Consider the following 18,898-nt stretch of genomic DNA (forward strand, 5'->3'; position numbering starts at 1 on the left):
CAGGTCGAGTTGTCGATGGCTGCTGCCGCCTGCCTCCGATGGGCACAGGTCACGTCCAGTGATCGGGAAGCGGTGCACTCGGGCGTAATACGAGCTACTCGTGGGCGCACGGTGACAGCCAGGACGGCACCCCGCCACCACCGATTCTTTCTGGAGCCCCCGAGTGAGCAAGCGCACCTTCCAGCCGAACAACCGTCGTCGCGCCAAGACCCACGGCTTCCGCCTGCGGATGCGCACCCGTGCCGGCCGCGCGATTCTCGCGAACCGTCGTGGCAAGGGTCGCGCCAGCCTGTCCGCCTGATCACCAACAGGTCATGACGTGCTGCCTACCGAGCATCGGCTGAGGCGGCGCGAGGACTTCGCGACCGCGGTACGCCGAGGACGCCGGGCCGGACGCCCGCTTCTCGTCGTCCATCTACGTAGCGGTGCAACGGACCCGCACGCGCCTGGGGAGAGCGCTCCCCCGGTGCGTGCGGGTTTCGTTGTCAGCAAGGCCGTGGGCGGGGCGGTCGTACGCAACAAGGTGAAGCGCAGGCTTCGCCATCTGATGCGGGACCGTGTGGCCCTGTTGCCCCCCGGTAGCCTGGTAGTAGTACGAGCGCTGCCCGGTGCGGGCGACGCCGACCATGCACAGCTGGCCCGAGACCTGGATGCCGCCCTGGAGCGGTTGCTGGGAGGGGGCGCGCGATGAAGTACCCGCTGCTGGCGCTGATCAAGCTGTACCAGTGGACCATCAGCCCCTTGCTCGGGCCGGTGTGCAAGTACTACCCGTCGTGCTCCCACTACGGCTACCAGGCCATCGACCGGCACGGTGCGGTCAAGGGAACGGCACTCACCGCCTGGCGCATCCTCCGGTGCAATCCGTGGTCGCTGGGCGGTGTGGACCATGTTCCGCAGCGCAAGCGTCCGCGGTGGCACGAGATGCTCCGCAACGCCTGGCGTGCACGCAAGGGCGGGACCTCCGCCGCCGAACCGGCCATCGAAGGGCATGGAATGTCCGACCATCCCTCGAGCCCGGCCGCCGAGACCCCGTCCCATGCTCAAGGAGCCTGATTAGTGGACACGATTGCCAGTCTCTTCAGCTTCATCACGACACCCGTTTCCTGGGTCATCGTCCAGTTCCACTCCGTGTACGGAAAGCTCTTCGGGGCTGACACGGGCTGGGCCTGGGGCCTGTCCATCGTGTCCCTGGTGATCCTGATCCGTATCTGCCTGATCCCGCTCTTCGTGAAGCAGATCAAGGCGACCCGGGCGATGCAGACGCTGCAGCCCGAGATGAAGAAGATCCAGGAGCGCTACAAGAACGACAAGCAGCGCCAGTCCGAAGAGATGATGAAGCTGTACAAGGAGTCGGGTACCAACCCGCTCTCCTCGTGCCTTCCCATCCTGGCGCAGTCGCCGTTCTTCTTCGCCCTGTACCACGTGCTCAACGGCATCGCGACCGGCAAGACGATCGGCGTCATCGACGATCAGCTGCTGGAGAGCGCCCGTAAGGCGCACATCTTCGGCGCCCCGCTAGCGGCGAAGTTCACGGACGGCGCGGAGAAGGTCTCCTCCCTCGGCGCCACCCTCACCGACGTCCGCGTCGTGACCGCGGTCATGATCGTCATGATGTCCGCGTCGCAGTTCTACACGCAGCGCCAGCTGATGACGAAGAACGTCGACACCACGGTGAAGACGCCGTTCATGCAGCAGCAGAAGATGCTGATGTACGTCTTCCCGGTCATGTTCGCCGTCTTCGGCATCAACTTCCCGGTCGGTGTCCTCGTCTACTGGCTGACCACCAACGTGTGGACCATGGGCCAGCAGATGTTCGTCATCCGCAACAACCCGACCCCGGGCAGCAAGGCGCAGGCCGCCTACCTCGAGCGCCTGCAGAAGCACGTGGTCAGCCACGGCAAGGTCCGCCGGCGTGGCGAGAAGGCCATCGTCAAGGCCATCGTCGCCAAGGGCCGCGACCGCAACGAGTTCGAGCGCAAGTTCATCAACAGCCTGACGAAGGCGGGCCTCGCGGCCCAGGCCGACGGCACGGTCGCGAAGAGCGAGAACGCGACGGTCACGGAGACCGAGGACGGCACCACGACGACGACCGTCGTCGCCACCCCCAAGCGTCAGCAGCCGAAGCGGCAGTCGAAGTCCCAGCGTCAGTCCGCCGCGGCCAAGGCAGCGGCCGAGGCCGAGCCCAAGACCTCGCTGACCAAGTCCGACGAGCCGCAGGACGCCGCGCCCGGCACCGCCAAGCCGGCAGGTGGCGCGACCCCGCCCGGCACCGGTACCCGCAGCAAAGCCCAGTCCGGGCGCAAGGGTCCGCAGCGGCCCAAGTCCCCGTCCAAGAAGTAAGAAGGAGTCCATCCCGTGACGGAAGGCACCACCTCCGCCGCCGCCGAGGGCGACACCCTGAGCCGCCTGGAGCAGGAGGGCGAGATCGCGGCGGACTACCTCGAGGGTCTGCTCGACATCGCCGATCTGGACGGTGACATCGACATGGACGTCGAGGCCGACCGCGCCGCTGTCTCGATCATCAGCGACGCCGGCGGCCGTGACCTGCAGAAGCTGGTCGGCCGGGACGGCGAGGTGCTGGAGGCCCTCCAGGAGCTCACGCGGCTGGCCGTGCACCGGGAGACCGGCGACCGCAGCCGCCTCATGCTGGACATCGCGGGCTACCGCGCGAAGAAGCGTGAGGAGCTCTCCGAGATCGGCGCCAAGGCCGCGGCCGAGGCCAGGAGTTCCGGTGAGCCCGTGAAGCTGGACCCGATGACGCCCTTCGAGCGCAAGGTGGTCCACGACGCGGTCAAGACCGCGGGCCTGCGCAGCGAGTCCGAGGGCGAGGAGCCGGAGCGCTTCGTCGTCGTGCTTCCCGCCTGATCGGTACGTACGTTTCTCCGGCCCCGTCTGTTGCGCAGACGGGGCCGATCTTTGTCAGCCTGGTAGTCCCCGGCAGCTGCGGTCCCGGCAGCTGTAGTCCCTGAGAGTCCTGGAAGTCAGCGCTCGGTGCGCTTATGCGGTACGGAAGGACGGTCCCCGTGACGGAGGCAGCGGAGCTCCCCCCTACGCCCGAGGAGGCACGCGCGGTATTCGGCGATCGCTTCGCGGACGCGGTCCGGTACGCGGAGTTGCTGGCCGAGGCGGGAGTGCAGCGCGGGCTGATCGGCCCCCGTGAGGTGCCCCGGCTGTGGGAGCGCCACCTGCTGAACTGTGCGGTGCTCTCTGAGGTCGTTCCCGAGGGCGTGACCGTCTGCGACGTCGGTTCCGGTGCCGGCCTGCCCGGCATCCCCCTGGCCCTCGTCCGCGACGACATCAAGATCACGCTGCTCGAGCCGCTTCTGCGCCGGACCACCTTCCTCACCGAGGTGGTCGAGCTGCTGGGCCTGGACCACGTGACCGTCGTGCGCGGTCGGGCCGAGGAGGTCATGGGCAAGCTGCCGCCGGTCCATGTGGTGACCGCTCGCGCCGTCGCGCCGCTGGACCGGCTGGCCACGTGGGGCATCCCCCTGCTGCGGCCGTACGGCGAGATGCTGGCACTCAAGGGGGACACCGCCGAGGAGGAGCTCAAGAGCGCTGCGACGGCACTGAGCAAGCTCGGTGCCGTCGGGACGTCCATCCTCCATGTGGGCGAAGGTGTCGTGGATCCCCTCTCCACCGTGGTGCGCGTGGAGGTAGGGGAGAGCCCGGGCGGGGTGCGCTTCGCGGCGAAGCGCGCCAAGGCGGCCAGGACCACGCGCACACGACGTCGCCGCTGACGTCCGGCCGTCGCGTCACAAGCCCGAACTCTCGGCTCCGCCCCGCGGAGCCGAGAGTTTTTTGTCACGTCGGCGCACTCTCTCCGTTGATCCGTCCTGACGACGAGCCGTACGCCACACAAGCTGCCAAACCTACCCATACCGGAGTGTCGCCCCGATATGGCAGCAGTCGCTATGCATCGTGTTTCACGTGAAACGTCGCTCACTGCTGCACGGCATCATCAGTCGCGGCCGCGCCGCGGCCGAACCTCGCGATCGGAAACCTCTCGGTTCACTCGAAGAGGCTGCGGAGTTGTCCACAGAGGTGGATTTCTCCACAGAACCACGGGCCTCGCTGGTTCACGACCCCGAAGACATGGGAGGCTCTGTTCATTGCGAGCCTGAAGTCGAGGAGAGTGAATCCTTGCGGTCCGACGCCAACATCGCGGGACCGATGACCGATCCGGTCCCCGGTCCCCGTACCGAGTCGATGGGGGACGATGTTTCACGTGAAACACCGCCCCCGATGGACGACACTCCCATCGGTCGTGCTGCCCAACTGGCAGTGGAGGCTCTTGGCCGTGCCGGCGAAGGCCTGCCGCGGCCGGAGCAGACACGCGTCATGGTGGTCGCCAACCAGAAGGGCGGGGTGGGTAAGACCACGACCACGGTCAACCTGGCCGCGTCGCTCGCCTTGCACGGCAGCCGCGTCCTGGTGATCGACCTCGACCCTCAGGGCAACGCCTCCACCGCACTGGGCATCGACCATCACGCCGAAGTGCCCTCGATCTACGACGTGCTGATCGACAGCAGGCCGCTTTCCGAAGTCGTCCAGCCGGTCCCGGATGTCGAGGGACTCTTCTGTGCGCCTGCCACCATCGATCTCGCCGGTGCGGAGATCGAGCTGGTGTCCCTGGTGGCTCGGGAGAGTCGACTGGAGCGGGCGATCCAGGCCTACGAGCAGCCGCTGGACTACATCCTCATCGACTGCCCGCCGTCCCTCGGCCTGCTCACGGTCAACGCTCTGGTAGCCGGAGCGGAAGTCCTGATCCCGATCCAGTGCGAGTACTACGCGCTGGAAGGCCTCGGGCAGCTCCTGCGCAACGTCGATCTGGTACGGGGCCACCTCAACCCGAACCTGCACGTGTCGACCATCCTGCTCACCATGTACGACGGCCGGACCCGACTGGCGTCCCAGGTGGCGGACGAGGTGCGCAGCCACTTCGGCGACGAGGTGCTGCGGACGAGCATCCCGCGCTCGGTCCGTATCTCGGAGGCCCCCAGTTACGGGCAGACGGTGCTGACCTACGATCCAGGATCGAGCGGTGCCCTCTCCTACTTGGAGGCGGCACGGGAAATCGCGTTGCGCGGCGTCGGATTGGCTTATGACGCGCAGCATGCCCACGTGGGCGCACAGAACGGCCGGAACATGGTGGAGGGGATCCAGTGAGCGAGCGACGGAGGGGGTTGGGCCGAGGTCTCGGCGCACTGATCCCTGCTGCCCCGACAGGGGAAAAGATGGGGGCCCCGGCTGCGAGTGGCGCGTCCACTTCGCCGGCGTCCGTACCCGTACTCACCGCCGAGCGCGGTATCGCGGCGGCCAAGGTCGCCACGCTTCCTCCGGTTTCACGTGAAACGGAGGAGCCGCCCAGCTACGCGACCGTGGAGACGCCGGCCGAACCGGTCGGCGCCCACTTCGCCGAGCTGCCGCTCGACTCGATCACCCCGAACCCGCGGCAGCCCCGTGAGGTCTTCGACGAGGACGCTCTCGCCGAGCTGGTCACCTCCATCAAGGAGGTCGGACTGCTCCAGCCGGTCGTCGTGCGCCAGGTGGGACCGGCGCGCTACGAGCTCATCATGGGTGAGCGGCGCTGGCGGGCCTGCCGGGAGGCAGGACTCGAGGCGATCCCCACGATCGTGCGGGCCACGGACGACGAGAAGCTTCTCCTGGACGCGCTCCTGGAGAATCTGCACCGGGCTCAGCTGAACCCGCTGGAGGAGGCGGCCGCCTACGACCAGCTCCTCAAGGACTTCAACTGCACCCATGACCAGCTCGCGGACCGTATCGGCCGGTCGCGCCCGCAGGTCTCCAACACCCTGCGTCTGCTGAGGCTCTCTCCCTCGGTCCAGAAGCGGGTGGCGGCCGGGGTGCTGTCCGCGGGGCACGCCCGCGCTCTGCTCTCCGTCGACGACTCGGAGGAGCAGGACCGGCTCGCCCATCGGATCGTGGCCGAGGGGCTGTCGGTACGGGCCGTCGAGGAGATCGTCACCCTCATGGGTTCGCGGCCGCAGACAGCGCCGCGCTCCAAGGGTCCGCGGGCCGGGGCCGTGCTCTCCCCGGCGCTGAGCGAACTCGCGACGCGGCTCTCGGACCGCTTCGAGACGCGGGTGAAGGTCGACCTGGGACAGAAGAAGGGCAAGATCACCGTCGAGTTCGCCTCGGTCGAGGACCTGGAGCGGATCCTCGGGAGCCTTGCCCCCGGGGTCGGGCCGGTCCTGCAGAAGAGTCTTGTGGACGACGCCGCCGAGGAGACCGAAGGCTGAGTCGGCGGGCGGTGGGCGGATCGTTCCACCACCTGAGCGGGCCGTGTCCGGTGTGTACCGGAAGACGGCCCGCTCTTTGCTTTCTGGCGGTATCTATGGAATCGCATCGTGGATACGATGCGAACGGGTATGGCGCATCCACCTGGCGGGCACCTTGATCGGGGAGGCGGGGGCCATGCGAACCGTGAGCCGTTCCGGTCTGGTGACCGCCGGCCTGGGTCTGGGAGCGGTCGGCGGGTTCGTCGGCAGCCTGCTCAGGGAGCGGAGCGCTCTGACAGCCGCCCGCGAAGCGGGCGAAGGAAGCGAGGAACTGCCTTCATGGGGCGTCGGCTCGTACCGCTCACGCTGGACAACCTTCCGGACCTCCCCCAGCGCTGCCGTTCGTGCGTCTTCTGGGAACTGGACCCCGTCAGCGGAGAAGCCGCGATAAAGGCGGGCACTCCCGCACTGGAGAAGGAAGCCTGGATTTCGTCCGTCCTGCTCGACTGGGGATCGTGCGGCCGGGTCGTCTACGTGGACGATGAACCGGTCGGCTTCGTGATGTATGCGCCGCCCGCGTACGTCCCCCGCTCCACGGCCTTCCCGACCAGCCCCGTCTCACCGGACGCGGTCCAGCTGATGACGGCCTTCATCCTCCCCGCGTATCAGGGACAAGGGCTCGGCAGGGTGATGGTCCAGACGGTCGCCAAGGATTTGCTGCGCCGCAACTTCAAGGCGATCGAGGCCTTCGGGGACGCCCGCTGGGCGGAGCCGGCCTGCGTGTTGCCCGCCGACCATCTGCTGGCTGTCGGCTTCAAGACGGTACGGCCGCATCCCCGGTACCCGAGGATGCGCCTGGAGCTGCGTACGACGCTCTCCTGGAAGGAAGACGTGGAGCTGGCGCTCGACCGGCTGTTGGGAGCCGTACAGAAGGAACCCGCGCTGCGACCGCTGTGAGCGGCGCAGCCCTCTGAGGCCGCACCTGCGAATGGGCCAACCCCGAGAGGTTGGCCCATTCGTGTTTCACGTGAAACATCGCCGTCGTCGTGGCGGCGTCACCGACTACTCGGCGATGAAGTCCTCGAGGTCCCGCACGATCGCGGCCTTCGGCTTCGCACCGACGATGGTCTTGGCGACCTCGCCACCCTGGTAGACGTTCAGGGTGGGGATGGACATGACGCCGTACTTGGCGGCCGTGCCCGGGTTCTCGTCGATGTTCAGCTTGACGATCTCGATCTTGTCCCCGTACTCGGCGGCGATGGCCTCGAGCGACGGCGCGATCTGGCGGCAGGGACCGCACCAGGCGGCCCAGAAGTCCACCAGGACGGGCTTGTCGCTCTTGAGGACGTCCTGCTCGAAGGAGTCGTCGGTCACATTCTTCAGGGTGCCGGCCACGGCGGGCTCCTTAACTCGGTGATGCGGTGGGGCGGACGGGGGTCAGACAGTGGTCTTCTCGGGCTCGGCGGTGGCCTCGCCGTCGGCAAGGGCGGCGAGGAAGCGCTCCGCGTCGAGGGCGGCGGAACAGCCGGTGCCGGCAGCGGTGATCGCCTGGCGGTACGTGTGGTCGACGACGTCGCCGGCGCCGAAGACACCGGTCAGGTTCGTCCGGGTCGAGGGAGCGGCGACCTTCAGATAACCCTCGTCGTCCAGCTCCAGCTGACCCTTGAAGAGTTCGGTGCGCGGGTCGTGGCCGATCGCGATGAACAGGCCGGTCACTGCCAGGTCGGAGATTTCGCCGGTCTGGAGGTTGCGCAGCTTGAGACCCGAGAGCTTGGGGTCGCCCTCGATCTCGGCGACCTCGCTGTCCCAGATGAACTTGATCTTCGGGTCGGCGAACGCGCGGTCCTGCATGGCCTTGGAGGCGCGCAGGGTGTCCCGGCGGTGGACGATCGTCACCGACTTGGCGAAGCGGGAGAGGAAGGTGGCCTCCTCCATGGCGGTGTCACCGCCGCCGATCACGGCGATGTCCTGGTCCTTGAAGAAGAAGCCGTCACAGGTCGCGCACCAGGAGACGCCGCGTCCGGAGAGGGCGTCCTCGTTGGGCAGACCGAGCTTGCGGTGCTGCGAGCCCGTGGTGATGATGACGGCCTTCGCACGGTGGACCGTGCCGGCGGTGTCGGTGACCGTCTTGATCTCGCCGGTCAGGTCGACGGCGACGACATCGTCCGGAACGAGCTCGGCGCCGAAGCGCTCGGCCTGGGCACGCATGTTGTCCATGAGCTCGGGGCCCATGATCCCGTCCTGGAAGCCGGGGAAGTTCTCCACCTCGGTGGTGTTCATCAGGGCACCGCCGGCTGTGACGGCGCCCTCGAACACCAGCGGCTTCAGCGACGCGCGCGCGGTGTAGAGCGCCGCCGTGTAGCCGGCGGGCCCGGAGCCGATGATGATCACGTTACGGACGTCGCTCACGGCTTGATTCCTCGTCTCTGGAGACTGCTGCGTACTGCCGGTGGGAGCCTCGCTATGAACTCTCACCCGACCCAACGGATCCTAAGGGCCTTGCATTCCCAGTGTGTCCGGGCACACGGGGTCGGCACAGGGTACGGGGGTGCGGCGGATGCCGCATGTCGAGGGCTACCCGCATCGGGCCGCGGCTCGGACACGCGTCGGCGTCGGGTCCGCCGGACACCGGGACGCTCAGGGCCGGGCGTAGGAGCGCGTCACCAGCACCTTGCCTTTGGCCGTCGACGCCTGGTCCACGCAGGTGGCGTCGACGACATAGGCCGTGACGCGAGAGGGGTCCGTGGCGTGCGGCAGGACGACCAGGTACGCACTCGTCCCCTTGTAGACGCCCTCGGACGCGGCGAGCACGGTGTCCCCGCGGTTGACGCCCTGCTGGATGCACTCGGGAACCGGGACGCCGGTCTCCTGAAGGGTCTTCGGCTCGTTGCTTCCGGACCCTGAGGTGTCGGACGCGGCGCCCCACGGCTTTTTGCTGCCGGTACCGGGGCTCGTCTCCGCAGCGAGCAGATCCGCGACCTGCTTTTTTAGCTTGGCGTCAGCGAAGGTGTGCGCTTCGTCGGTGTGCCGCTGTGCCGAGGTGGCAGGCGTGTCGCCGGGGTTGTCGTCGGTCAGCGACTGGACGAGGAGGGTTCCGAGCCCCAGCACGGCAGCCGTGAAGACGGCACCGAGCGCGATGGTGCCGCGGCGGCCCCGGCGCAGCCGGGGGCCCCGACCCGGTCCGGTGGTGGCCCGGGAGTGTCCGGCGGGGCGGTTTCCTGCCGAGGCGGACGATGTTTCACGTGAAACAGGGGAGCCGTCGGCATCCGGCTGGGCCGATGCGGCCCGCTCATCAGTGGGCGTCGCGGGTTCCGGCTCTGGTGTCGTGGCGCTCAGAAGGGCTTCTGCGGCGAGTGCGGCGTCGATGCGCTCCGCCACGTCGACAGGCATACGAGACGGGCCGGGCAGCGTGCCCAGGAGCGCTCGGATCTCCTCCAGAGAGGCGTGGACGTCGGCGCACAGGGAGCAGTCGTCCAGGTGCCGTCGGATGTCCGCGCTGCGAGCCGGGGGGAGGAGACCTTCGGTGAGATCGGAGAGCTCTGTCACGTCCGGATGTCCGGCCGTGCCGGTCGTGGATGTCACCCTCGCCCACCTCCGCCCTTCACCGCGGTCGAATCGCTTGGTTCCGCTCCCTGTGGTCCCGCTGCCGGTGGGACGGACGTCCCCTGCGTCCGGTTCCTTCCCTCGGCCGACTTCTCTCCGTCCGTGTCACTTCCGCTCGTACGGAGATGGGTGAGCAAGGGCAGCAGTCTGGCTCTGCCACGGGAACAGCGGCTCTTCACCGTGCCCGTCGGTACGTCCAGGACACGGGCGGCCTCGGCCACGGGATAGCCCTGCATGTCCACCAGGACGAGGGCGGCCCGCTGGTCGGGCGGGAGGGTGCCCAGCGCCTCGACGAGTTCGCGGTGGAGGTCGTTGCGCTCGGCGGGAGCGGATGCCGACTCGTGCGGTTCCAGGAGCTGTTCGAGCCGCTCGGTGTCGTCGACCGGCGAGGTCTTCCTGGACGCGGCCTTTCGGGCGCGGTCCAGACAGGCGTTGACGGTGATGCGGTGCAACCAGGTGGTGACGGCCGACTGGCCGCGGAAGGTGTGGGCTGCCCGGTAGGCGGAGACCAGTGCGTCCTGGACCGCGTCAGCGGCCTCCTCGCGGTCTCCCAGTGTCCGCAGTGCCACGGCCCACAGACGGTCGCGGTGTCGCCGTACGAGTTCACCGAAGGCCTCGGGATCACCCGCGACATGGCGGGCCAGGAGGTCCTGGTCACTCGCGTCGTCGTATGAGCCGTCGTCGGCCACCGGACCCCTCCCCTTCGTCGGCGGGCTGTCAGCCGGTGAACTTCACATCCGTTATGGCCTGCTTGTAGCCGGCACCACTGAACTCGTCCTTGCCGGCGTAGGGCGCCGCGGTGATCCACACCAGGACGTAGCGCGTCTTCACCGCCTTGTCCGCGGAGATCTTGAGCTGTCGGCCCGAGGTCGTCGCCGAGGCGATCTTCTTCATGGAGTCGAGCGAGGTGGACGAGGAGAGCGAGTCCGCCGCGTACAACGAGATCGTCGTGTGGTCGCCGCCGTAGTTCAGCCCTATCGAGGCCGCCGAGAGGCTGCGCCGGGACCCGAGATCGTAGACGATGCCCACACCCTGCTTGAAGGGCGCGAGCACCGGACCGTCGTTGTAGGAGTACGTGCGCCAGTACGTCGAGCTGTTGCCGTCGTAGGTCAGGCCGACGTCGGCGGGGTGCTGTGACTTGCCGTCAGGGAAGTACTCCTGGGCGCCCGTGATCGCGATCGGCCTGACCGGCTTGTGCTGGTCGCTGTTCTTGTCGTTGCCGTCCGTGGTCTGCGTCTTGTTGGTCTCGTCGCTCTTGCCACGGTCCATCAGGGCGTCCGCCAGCTGCCAGCTGCCGAGACCCAGCGCCGCGATGAGCAGGGCGGAGACAGCCCACTTGAGTGCCTTGCCGGTACGGCTCTGCAGCGGGGGCGGAGGGGGCGCGACGGGCTGCGCGCCACCCGGATGCGGCGTCTGACGGCCGTACGTGCCCTGTTGGTACGTGGTGCGCTGGTACTCGGGCGGGGCGGTGAACGCGGGCTCCGGCGGGCGGATGCGGGGCATCTCGCCGATCGCCCTCACCAGTTCCTCCGGCGTCGTGCACGGCGGATCCTGGCGCGAGGCGGTCGCACCCTCGTTGACGAGCGCACGCATCGCCAGCTCCGACAGGCCCCGGTGGACTCCCGCCCGGACCTGGTCGGGGGCGATCAGGCCGACACCCTTGGGCAGCCCGGACAGACCGTACGCGTCGTTCTCGTACGGCCAGCGCTGGGTGAGCGCCGCGTACAGCAGTGCGCCGATGGCCTCGGTGTCCGTGCGCTGCGGGGTCTCGGAGCTGATGCCTCGCAGCGCCGCGTTGACCGCGAGGCCGCGGATGCGCCACTGGCCCGACGAGGAGCGCAGGACGGCTCCCGGGGTCAGCCGGAGGTGGGCGAGGCCCTCGCGGTGTGCGGCGGCCATCGCCTGGGAGACCTGGGTGACCATCTGGTAGGCGTCGTGCACCTCCAGCGGGCCCGAGGCGAGGAGCGTCGTCAGCTCCGTGGCGTCGGGGAGCCACTCGTGCACGACGTAGACGAGGTCGTTCTCCTCGACGGCGTCGAGGACCTGGACGAAACGGGGGTCACCGAGCAGTGCGGAGGACCGGGCCGCGGCCAGGACCGAGCGGGCCCGGGTGTGGTCGGCCGGCAGCAGATGCACGCCGACGGCGCGGCGGAGCTTCTCGTCCACCGCACGCCAGCTGCTGAAACCGTCCAGACGAGTGACGCACTCCTCGAGACGGTAGCGTCTGGCGAGCTTGTGACCGCTGTGCAGTTCAGGCGGTGAGACTTTCCCGGGACTCTCGGTCCCGCCGCTCCCCTGTGCCTTGTCGCTCTCCGTGTCCCGCTCCAGGTTCTGGGCCACCCCGTCGGCCGTGGACTGGTCCGCCTTCGCGGTCAGCGGCTCATCACCGCTGTTGTCTGCCACGTCGACGGCAGCCGTGCTCCGTTCCGCCACCGTCGTTCCTGCCTCCCCATCCGTTGCGCGCTGTCCGACGCAGAAACCAATTGTGCCCACAGTCCGGCGCTATGCACGACACACAGCAGCGAACGATGGTTGTGCGCTTACCCCCGCGTCATCGCCCCAGGCGCCCGCGGACCATGCCGACCATGGAGTTGAGCTCTTCGATGCGCATCTTGCGCGCGGCGACGTAGAAGACTCCCAGCAGAATGGCACCGCCGCCGATCAGGGCGAGGAACGAGCCGCCGACACTCTGCCCCAGCGTCTTGCTGATGCCGTAGCAGGCGGCGCCGCTGAGGAGGGCGGCCGGGATCGCCGCGATGGCCAGCCGCGCGTAGGTGCGCAGCACGCGGGCGCCGTCCAGGTCGCCGCCCAGGCGCCTGCGCAGCCGGTTCCAGGCGATGCCGACGCCGATCGCGTAGGCGAGCCCGTACGAGGCGGCCATGCCCACCACGGCCCAGCGGGAGGGCAGGAGGAAGAAGCAGAGCGCGGACGCTCCGGCGTTGACCGCCGCCACGATCACCGTGTTGTAGAAGGGCGTCCGGGTGTCCTCGTAGGCGTAGAAGGCACGGAGCACGACGTACTGCACGGAGTAGGGGATCAGGCCTAGGCCGAAGGCCATCAGCATGTACCCCATGTTGGTGGCCTCGCCGGTTCCGGAGGAACCGAAGATCAGGGTGCACATGGGGATGCCGAGGGCCACGAATCCGAAGGAGATGGGCACGATCGCGACAGCCGTGGTGCGCAGGCCCTGGGAGATGTCGTCGCGGACCGCGCCGGTGTCGCCCTCGTTGGCCGAGCGTGAGAGCCGCGGCAGCAGGGCGGCCATCAGCGACACCGTGATGATGGCCTGGGGCAGACCCCAGATGAGCTGGGCGTTGGCGTAGGCGGCGAAGCCGGTGCCGTCGACGGGCGAGGACTTGCCCGCGGCCGTGGAGAGCTGGGAGACCACGATGGCGCCCGCCTGGTTGGCGAGGACGAAGAGCACGGTCCACTTGGCGAGCATCGCCGCCTTGCCGAGGCCGTGGCCCTTCCAGTCGAACCGCAGCCGCAGCCGGAAACCGGTCTCGCGCAGGTACGGGATCATCGCGAGGGCCTGCACGACGAGACCGAGCAGAATGCCGATGCCCAGGAGCTTCTCGCCTTCCGGCGGGATGCTCGTGACCTTCATGCCGGAGTTCGCCGCGGAGCCGTACACCCAGATGAACAGGCCCAGGGTGACGATGATGACGATGTTGTTGAGGACGGGTGTCCACATCATCGCGCCGAACTTGCCGCGCGCGTTGAGGATCTGTCCCATCACCACGTGCACGCCCATGAAGAAGATCGTGGGCAGGAAGTAGCGGGTGAAGGTGACGGCCACGTCGTTGGCCGCCGGGTTGCCGGCGATCCCGGCCGACAGCATGCGCACCAGCAGCGGCGCGCCGAGGACCGCGAGTACGGTCAGCGCCCCGAGGACGACCATGACGAGGGTCAGCAGCCGGTTGGCGTATGCCTCGCCGCCGTCCTCGTCGTCCTTCATCGCGCGGACGAGCTGCGGTACGAAGACGGAGTTCAGGCCGCCGCCGACGGTCAGGATGTAGATCATCGTCGGCAGCTGGTAGGCGATCTGGAAGGTGTCGCCGAGCAGGCCGACGCCCAGCGCCGAGACGATGAGCGCGGAGCGGATGAAGCCGGTGAGCCGCGACACCATCGTGCCGGCCGCCATCACCGCACTCGACTTCAGCAGTCCCGAGGCACGGCCGCCCTTCTTCGGTGCGGGAGCCGCGTGTGAGGCGGCAGGAGTCGCGGCGGGCCCGTCCGGGACCTGGTGCGGGGAGGGCGCGGGCGACTGGCCCGGCACAGCCGCGGTCTCGAACTGAGCGCGCGTGCCGTCCTGCTGCTGGTCCCGGAACAGGTGGGCGAAGGCGTCCGGCTCGTGACGCTCCTCACCGGCCTGCGTGACGAGGTCGTCGACGCCGACGAACTGGGTCGTACGCGGGTCCTCGCCGTAGGGCAGGTGCCGCGTCGGGCCGGCGGGTTCGGGCGGGGGCGTCTGGGCCCACACGCGCGGGTCGGGTGCGTACTGCTGTGGCTGGGGCTGGGCGTAGAGCGGCTGCTGGGGCTGGTACATGCCCGGGGGAGGCGGCGGGTGCGCGGCGCGGTCGTAGAGCGCCTCGGAGACCGGGTCCTGGGCCGAGAGATCCTGCCCTCGGTACGGATCCTGGTCGTAGGCGTCCTGGAAGTACATGTCCGCGGGGGGCCCCGGTGGCGTCTGGCCGGGCTCGGGCGGCGGACCCTCGGGGTAGCCCGAGTCGCCCGCGCCCTGACCGCGGTCACCGTCGTACGGCGCGTTCATGGTTACCCCACCTCATCGTCCCCGGGCCCACCGGCCACGACATCGCTCAACGGTCCACTCTCTCACCCGTGCCGGACGGGTCGGTGCTTTCCGGTGCGGTGTCCGGTGTCGGGTCACTCGGGTGCTCCGGGCCGCCTGCCCCGGACTCCGTGCCGGACTCCCCCGCGGGGCCGTCCTGGGAGTCCGTGCCGCCGGTGTCCTCAGTCTCTACGGTGCCGTCGGCGTCCGTGTTCAGACCCTCGTCCTCGGCTCCGTCCTGCTCCCGCTCCTCCTCCGCCTGCCGGGCCACCGCGCGCTTGCGCTGCGTGTACATCCGGAAGCCGGCGAGGACGAGGAGCAGCACGCCTCCGGCGATGACCAGCATCACGGTGGGCGTGATCTCGTTGACGTCCACGTCGAAGGTGACGGGGTCCCCGTACGCCTGGCCGTCCTCCGTGTAGAGCTGGGCGACCACCCGGACCGGGCCGTTGGCGTTGGCGTTGGTGATGAACTTCACCGACTGGCTGTGGCCGCCGGAGACACCGACGGACTGCTCGTCGAAGGGGCCGTCGCCGATCTTCAGGCGGGTCGGCTGCTGCGACGTGAGGCGGAGGGTGAGGTTGTCGACTCCCTGGACCAGGTTGTTCTGCACGGTCACCGGGATCGTGGCGCTGCGGCCCGAGAGTTTGGTCTCGGACTTGTCGATCAGCCTGACCTGGTCGGTGAGTACCTCGAGGTACGACTTCACCCCGGTGCGGAAGGCCGACGCCTGCACGGCGTGGCCCCGCCAGGAGGTGGAGGTGCCCCGGTCCATGGCCCGCCCGAAGGGAGTGACCACCCGGGAGGGGTCGATGAGGATCACCTGGAAGCTGTCGAGCTCGCGCTGGATCTCCTCGATGTCCTCGAAGGCCGAGCGCGGCAGCTCCTGCCGCGCGTTGCGCAGGGAGGAGGGGTAGGAGGAGGCGGACGGAACCCGGCTCGTGGCGTTCGGGTCCGGCTTGGCCTTGGCGGCGGCGGTCAGGTCCTGGGACTGCGACCAGTTCCCGTCCTGCAGCGCCGTCAGTGCCTGGGCCATCGTCTGCGCCTGGCTGCCCGAGGGCATCCGCTGCGGCGCGACCACGATGCTGCGCTGCTTGTCTGGCTGCTGCAGGTTGGTCATCAGGCTCTGGGCGAGGAACGCCTGGACGGCGCGCGTCGAGTTGTCCGCCTTGCTCATGTCGCCCTGGAACGCCGTGGACATGCGCGCGTCCGCGACCACCGCCGTGGTGCCTCCGCCGATGGGCCGGGCCGCGTTCGGGGTGTAGGAGAGGCCGCTGGTCTCCCGCAGGCTGTCACTGCGGGCCAGCACCTTGTCGGCACCGGCGGAGGTGGCCACCTTGACGATCGACGGATCGATCGCGCCCTCGACGGGCCAGGCGAAGTCGGTGTTCGGCGTCACGTGCAGGATCGTCTTGACGGTGTCCGAGGCCACGTCGGTGGCGTCCTTGAGACGGCTCAGGGATCCGGTGACGGTCCTGCCGTTGTGGGCGAGCGACGCCAGGTCGGGGTCGGCGAAGGGGAGAGCGACGACCTCCTTGTCCTCGACCGTCTTCTCCAGCTTGTCGAGCCAGGCGTTGGCGACCGACTGGTTCTTGCCCGCGATCGTGGTGTCGCCTTCGCCCTGGATCCGGTAGCTGTCCCTCATCGCGTCCACCGACGCGAGCAGGTCCGGGTCGACCACCCAGGTGACGTCGAGCTTGCTGCCCAGGGACAGCATCTGGTCCAGCCGGCCGCCGGGGGCGATCTCCTTGGCCAGGTCGTCGTTCTGGAAGACCGGCGTCTGCGCCTCGTTGGACCCCGTCTCCGCCGTGAGGTGGACGCCGGAGATCAAGGGCCAGAGATACGTCGTCTTCGTCTTGGTGTCGGGACTCTCCGGCTGCCAGGGCAGGAACGTGCGCTGGATGCCGAGTACCTGCTCGTACGGCTGGGCCGCGGACCGGCCGGACAGCGAGACACCGAGCTGGTAGACGCCGTCGTCACCGAGATCCAGGTTCTTGACCGGCACCGAGATGGTGAAGTGCTGCGAGATGCCGGAAGCGAGCTTCGGGAACTCCTCGGCGTACTTCTCGCCGACCGGAGCCCCGTCGAAGCCCGGCTGGTACCGGGTGCGCTTGCTCACAGTGTCGATGGCCGTGCGGCTGTTCAGGGTGGGGCCCAGCCGTAGGTCCACGCGGGCGTCCGTGACCGTCTGCTTGCTCTTGTTGGTGACCGTGCCCGAGACGGTGAGGGTGTCGCCGTCGGTGGGGGCGCTGGGGCTCAGTGAGTCCAGGGAGACGTCGACGCCGCCGGACGCCGCGTCGGCCGGAGCGGCCTGCTGGGAGGCGTGAGCGGCCGGGGAGGCGGGCAGCTGGAGCAGGCCGGCCATCAGGGGCACACCCGCGAGCAGGGCCCCGGTGCGCCGCATCCAGCGGCGGGCAGGTGAGGGACTCGTCCCCTGGAAGTCTGCCGCCTCGGCCACGCGCTCGCCCGTCCCTCGTCTTCGTCAGTGGTCGTCGGAATGTGCGTCCACGCATGGTAACGATGTGCGCGGAGGGGAAGTGCCGCGGTCTGCTCCACAAGATCAGGGGGAGGCGGCCGACCTGCCCTCTATATGCGTGTATCGGAGGCGGCGTCCCGGGCTGCTCCGGTCCAGGCGTGTGTGCACGTTCAATGGAGGCGACCGCGGTGGTGCGGGCCACGTACCCTTTTGCGTTGTGCCGAACGCCAACGAAGAGAACCCCAGTGCCCTGAGCCAGGTGCAGCGCCGCGCGGTGAGTGAACTGCTGCGGGTGTCCCCTGTCGCCGACGACCTCGCCCGCCGTTTTCAGGAGGCGGGCTTCTCGCTCGCCCTGGTCGGCGGCTCGGTCCGGGACGCGCTCCTCGGCCGGCTCGGCAACGACCTGGACTTCACGACCGACGCCCGCCCCGAGGACGTGCTGAAGATCGTGCGACCGTGGGCGGACGCCGTGTGGGAGGTCGGGATCGCGTTCGGCACCGTGGGGGCCCAGAAGGACGCGCGCGTCGGCGACGTGGAGCAGTCCTTCCAGATCGAGGTCACGACGTACCGCTCGGAGGCGTACGACCGGACCTCGCGCAAGCCCGAGGTCTCCTACGGCGACTCGATCGAGCAGGACCTGGTCCGTCGGGACTTCACCGTCAACGCGATGGCCGTCGCCCTGCCGGAGAAGGAGTTCATCGATCCGCACGGGGGCCTGGACGACCTCGCGGCGCGTGTCCTGCGCACGCCCGGCACCGCGGAGGAGTCCTTCTCCGACGATCCGCTCCGGATGATGCGCGCCGCCCGCTTCGCGGCGCAGCTCGACTTCGAGGTCGCCCCGGACGTCGTCGCGGCGATGAAGGACATGGCCGGGCGCATCGAGATCGTGTCGGCGGAGCGCGTGCGGGACGAGCTCAACAAGCTGATCCTTGCTGCCCAGCCGCGCAAGGGGCTGACGCTGCTCGTAGAGACCGGGCTCGCCGACCATGTGCTGCCCGAGCTTCCGGCGCTGCGTCTGGAGCGCGACGAGCACCACCGGCACAAGGACGTCTACGAGCACACTCTGATCGTCCTGGAACAGGCGATGGCGCTGGAGGAAGACGGCCCCGACCTCGTCCTCCGGCTCGCGGCGTTGTTGCACGACATCGGTAAGCCCAGGACGCGTCGCTTCGAGAAGGACGGACGGGTCTCCTTCCACCACCACGAGGTGGTGGGCGCCAAGATGACCAAGAAGCGGATGACGGCGCTCAAGTACTCCAACGAGCTGGTGAAGGACGTCTCGCGCCTGGTCGAGCTCCATCTCCGCTTCCACGGGTACGGCACAGGGGAATGGACGGATTCCGCGGTCCGGCGCTATGTGCGCGACGCCGGTCCGCTGCTCAGCCGCCTGCACAAGCTGACCAGGTCCGACTGCACCACGCGCAACAAGCGCAAGGCCACCGCTCTCTCGCGTGCGTACGACGGCCTGGAGGAGCGCATCACCCAGCTCCAGGAGCAGGAGGAGCTGGACTCCATCCGGCCTGACCTCGACGGAAACCAGATCATGGAGATTCTCGGCATCAAGCCGGGACCCGCGATCGGCCAGGCGTACAAGTTCCTGTTGGAGCTGCGGCTGGAGAACGGCCCGATGGAGCACGACGCGGCGGTGGCGGCGCTCAAGGAGTGGTGGGCCGCGCAGGACTGAGGTCCGTGCCAACCTGAGAACGAGGTCATGTTTCACGTGAAACATGACGCGGATACGCCGAGGGGCGGTGTTTCACGTGAAACACCGCCCCACGGCGGATG

Annotated in this window: 17 protein-coding genes; 10 read left to right on the forward strand and 7 right to left on the reverse strand. The window is 68.8% G+C overall.

What is annotated here, in order from left to right:
• Window positions 1-163: 163 nt before the first annotated feature.
• The 9 genes from rpmH to ACWGIS_RS13355 all read left to right on the forward strand — a co-directional run bounded on the left by rpmH (window position 164) and on the right by ACWGIS_RS13355 (window position 7,199).
• Window positions 164-301, forward strand: a complete 138-nt coding sequence (rpmH, locus tag ACWGIS_RS13315) for a 50S ribosomal protein L34 (RefSeq protein ID WP_006381191.1) — start codon at window positions 164-166, stop codon at window positions 299-301.
• A gap of 18 nt (window positions 302-319) precedes the next feature.
• The gene (gene rnpA, locus ACWGIS_RS13320) at window positions 320-691 is read left to right on the forward strand and encodes a ribonuclease P protein component (protein ID WP_355792493.1); all 372 of its coding nucleotides are present in this window, start codon (window positions 320-322) and stop codon (window positions 689-691) included.
• On the forward strand, window positions 688-1,053 hold the full coding sequence (gene yidD / locus ACWGIS_RS13325; RefSeq protein WP_121405002.1) for a membrane protein insertion efficiency factor YidD: 366 nt from the start codon (window positions 688-690) through the stop codon (window positions 1,051-1,053). Before rnpA ends, yidD begins: the two co-directional genes overlap by 4 nt.
• A 3-nt stretch (window positions 1,054-1,056) precedes the next feature.
• A complete protein-coding gene (yidC, locus tag ACWGIS_RS13330; RefSeq protein ID WP_453362506.1) occupies window positions 1,057-2,340 on the forward strand; it encodes a membrane protein insertase YidC in 1,284 nt (427 codons plus the stop codon).
• A 15-nt stretch (window positions 2,341-2,355) separates the two neighbouring features.
• Complete coding sequence (locus tag ACWGIS_RS13335) at window positions 2,356-2,865, forward strand: Jag family protein (protein WP_453362507.1); 510 nt, start codon at window positions 2,356-2,358, stop codon at window positions 2,863-2,865.
• A gap of 158 nt (window positions 2,866-3,023) precedes the next feature.
• Window positions 3,024-3,740, forward strand: coding sequence for a 16S rRNA (guanine(527)-N(7))-methyltransferase RsmG (gene rsmG, locus ACWGIS_RS13340; RefSeq protein WP_453362508.1), 717 nt, complete (start codon window positions 3,024-3,026; stop codon window positions 3,738-3,740).
• A gap of 355 nt (window positions 3,741-4,095) precedes the next feature.
• Window positions 4,096-5,169 (forward strand): ParA family protein, encoded by a 1,074-nt coding sequence (locus ACWGIS_RS13345; RefSeq protein WP_453362527.1) that lies wholly within the window; start codon window positions 4,096-4,098, stop codon window positions 5,167-5,169.
• On the forward strand, window positions 5,166-6,263 hold the full coding sequence (locus tag ACWGIS_RS13350; protein WP_453362509.1) for a ParB/RepB/Spo0J family partition protein: 1,098 nt from the start codon (window positions 5,166-5,168) through the stop codon (window positions 6,261-6,263). Before ACWGIS_RS13345 ends, ACWGIS_RS13350 begins: the two co-directional genes overlap by 4 nt.
• 318 nt (window positions 6,264-6,581) lie before the next feature.
• Complete coding sequence (locus ACWGIS_RS13355) at window positions 6,582-7,199, forward strand: GNAT family N-acetyltransferase (RefSeq protein ID WP_453362510.1); 618 nt, start codon at window positions 6,582-6,584, stop codon at window positions 7,197-7,199.
• 105 nt (window positions 7,200-7,304) lie between these two features.
• Here the strand turns inward: ACWGIS_RS13355 and trxA are convergent, their stop codons facing one another.
• The 7 genes from trxA to ACWGIS_RS13390 all read right to left on the reverse strand — a co-directional run bounded on the left by trxA (window position 7,305) and on the right by ACWGIS_RS13390 (window position 17,095).
• Entirely contained in the window at window positions 7,305-7,637 is a 333-nt protein-coding gene (gene trxA, locus ACWGIS_RS13360) for a thioredoxin (RefSeq protein ID WP_007383275.1), read from the reverse strand.
• Between the two features lie 42 nt (window positions 7,638-7,679).
• Window positions 7,680-8,651, reverse strand: coding sequence for a thioredoxin-disulfide reductase (gene trxB, locus ACWGIS_RS13365; protein WP_355780484.1), 972 nt, complete (start codon window positions 8,649-8,651; stop codon window positions 7,680-7,682).
• 228 nt (window positions 8,652-8,879) lie between these two features.
• The gene (locus ACWGIS_RS13370) at window positions 8,880-9,824 is read right to left on the reverse strand and encodes an anti-sigma factor family protein (protein WP_453362511.1); all 945 of its coding nucleotides are present in this window, start codon (window positions 9,822-9,824) and stop codon (window positions 8,880-8,882) included.
• A complete protein-coding gene (sigM, locus tag ACWGIS_RS13375) occupies window positions 9,821-10,534 on the reverse strand; it encodes an RNA polymerase sigma factor SigM (RefSeq protein ID WP_453362512.1) in 714 nt (237 codons plus the stop codon). Before sigM ends, ACWGIS_RS13370 begins: the two co-directional genes overlap by 4 nt.
• Before the next feature lie 28 nt (window positions 10,535-10,562).
• Window positions 10,563-12,278, reverse strand: coding sequence for a protein kinase family protein (locus ACWGIS_RS13380; protein WP_453362513.1), 1,716 nt, complete (start codon window positions 12,276-12,278; stop codon window positions 10,563-10,565).
• Window positions 12,279-12,396: 118 nt separating this feature from the next.
• Window positions 12,397-14,619, reverse strand: coding sequence for a murein biosynthesis integral membrane protein MurJ (gene murJ / locus ACWGIS_RS13385; RefSeq protein ID WP_453362514.1), 2,223 nt, complete (start codon window positions 14,617-14,619; stop codon window positions 12,397-12,399).
• A 46-nt stretch (window positions 14,620-14,665) separates the two neighbouring features.
• Window positions 14,666-17,095 (reverse strand): DUF6049 family protein, encoded by a 2,430-nt coding sequence (locus ACWGIS_RS13390; protein WP_453362515.1) that lies wholly within the window; start codon window positions 17,093-17,095, stop codon window positions 14,666-14,668.
• 235 nt (window positions 17,096-17,330) lie between these two features.
• Here ACWGIS_RS13390 and ACWGIS_RS13395 point away from each other — a divergent pair, with 235 nt between their 5' ends.
• Window positions 17,331-18,797 (forward strand): CCA tRNA nucleotidyltransferase, encoded by a 1,467-nt coding sequence (locus ACWGIS_RS13395; RefSeq protein ID WP_453362516.1) that lies wholly within the window; start codon window positions 17,331-17,333, stop codon window positions 18,795-18,797.
• Window positions 18,798-18,898: the final 101 nt, after the last annotated feature.

The organism is Streptomyces sp. NPDC054842, assembly GCF_053611025.1.

Excerpts from the sequence above, each read along its gene's own strand:
- yidD (WP_121405002.1), top strand. The coding sequence starts at position 688 with ATGAAGTACCCGCTGCTGGCGCTGATCAAGCTGTACCAGTGGACCATC.
- ACWGIS_RS13345 (WP_453362527.1), top strand. The coding sequence starts at position 4,096 with ATGGGAGGCTCTGTTCATTGCGAGCCTGAAGTCGAGGAGAGTGAATCC.
- ACWGIS_RS13355 (WP_453362510.1), top strand. The coding sequence starts at position 6,582 with ATGGGGCGTCGGCTCGTACCGCTCACGCTGGACAACCTTCCGGACCTC.
- murJ (WP_453362514.1), bottom strand. The coding sequence starts at position 14,619 with ATGAACGCGCCGTACGACGGTGACCGCGGTCAGGGCGCGGGCGACTCG.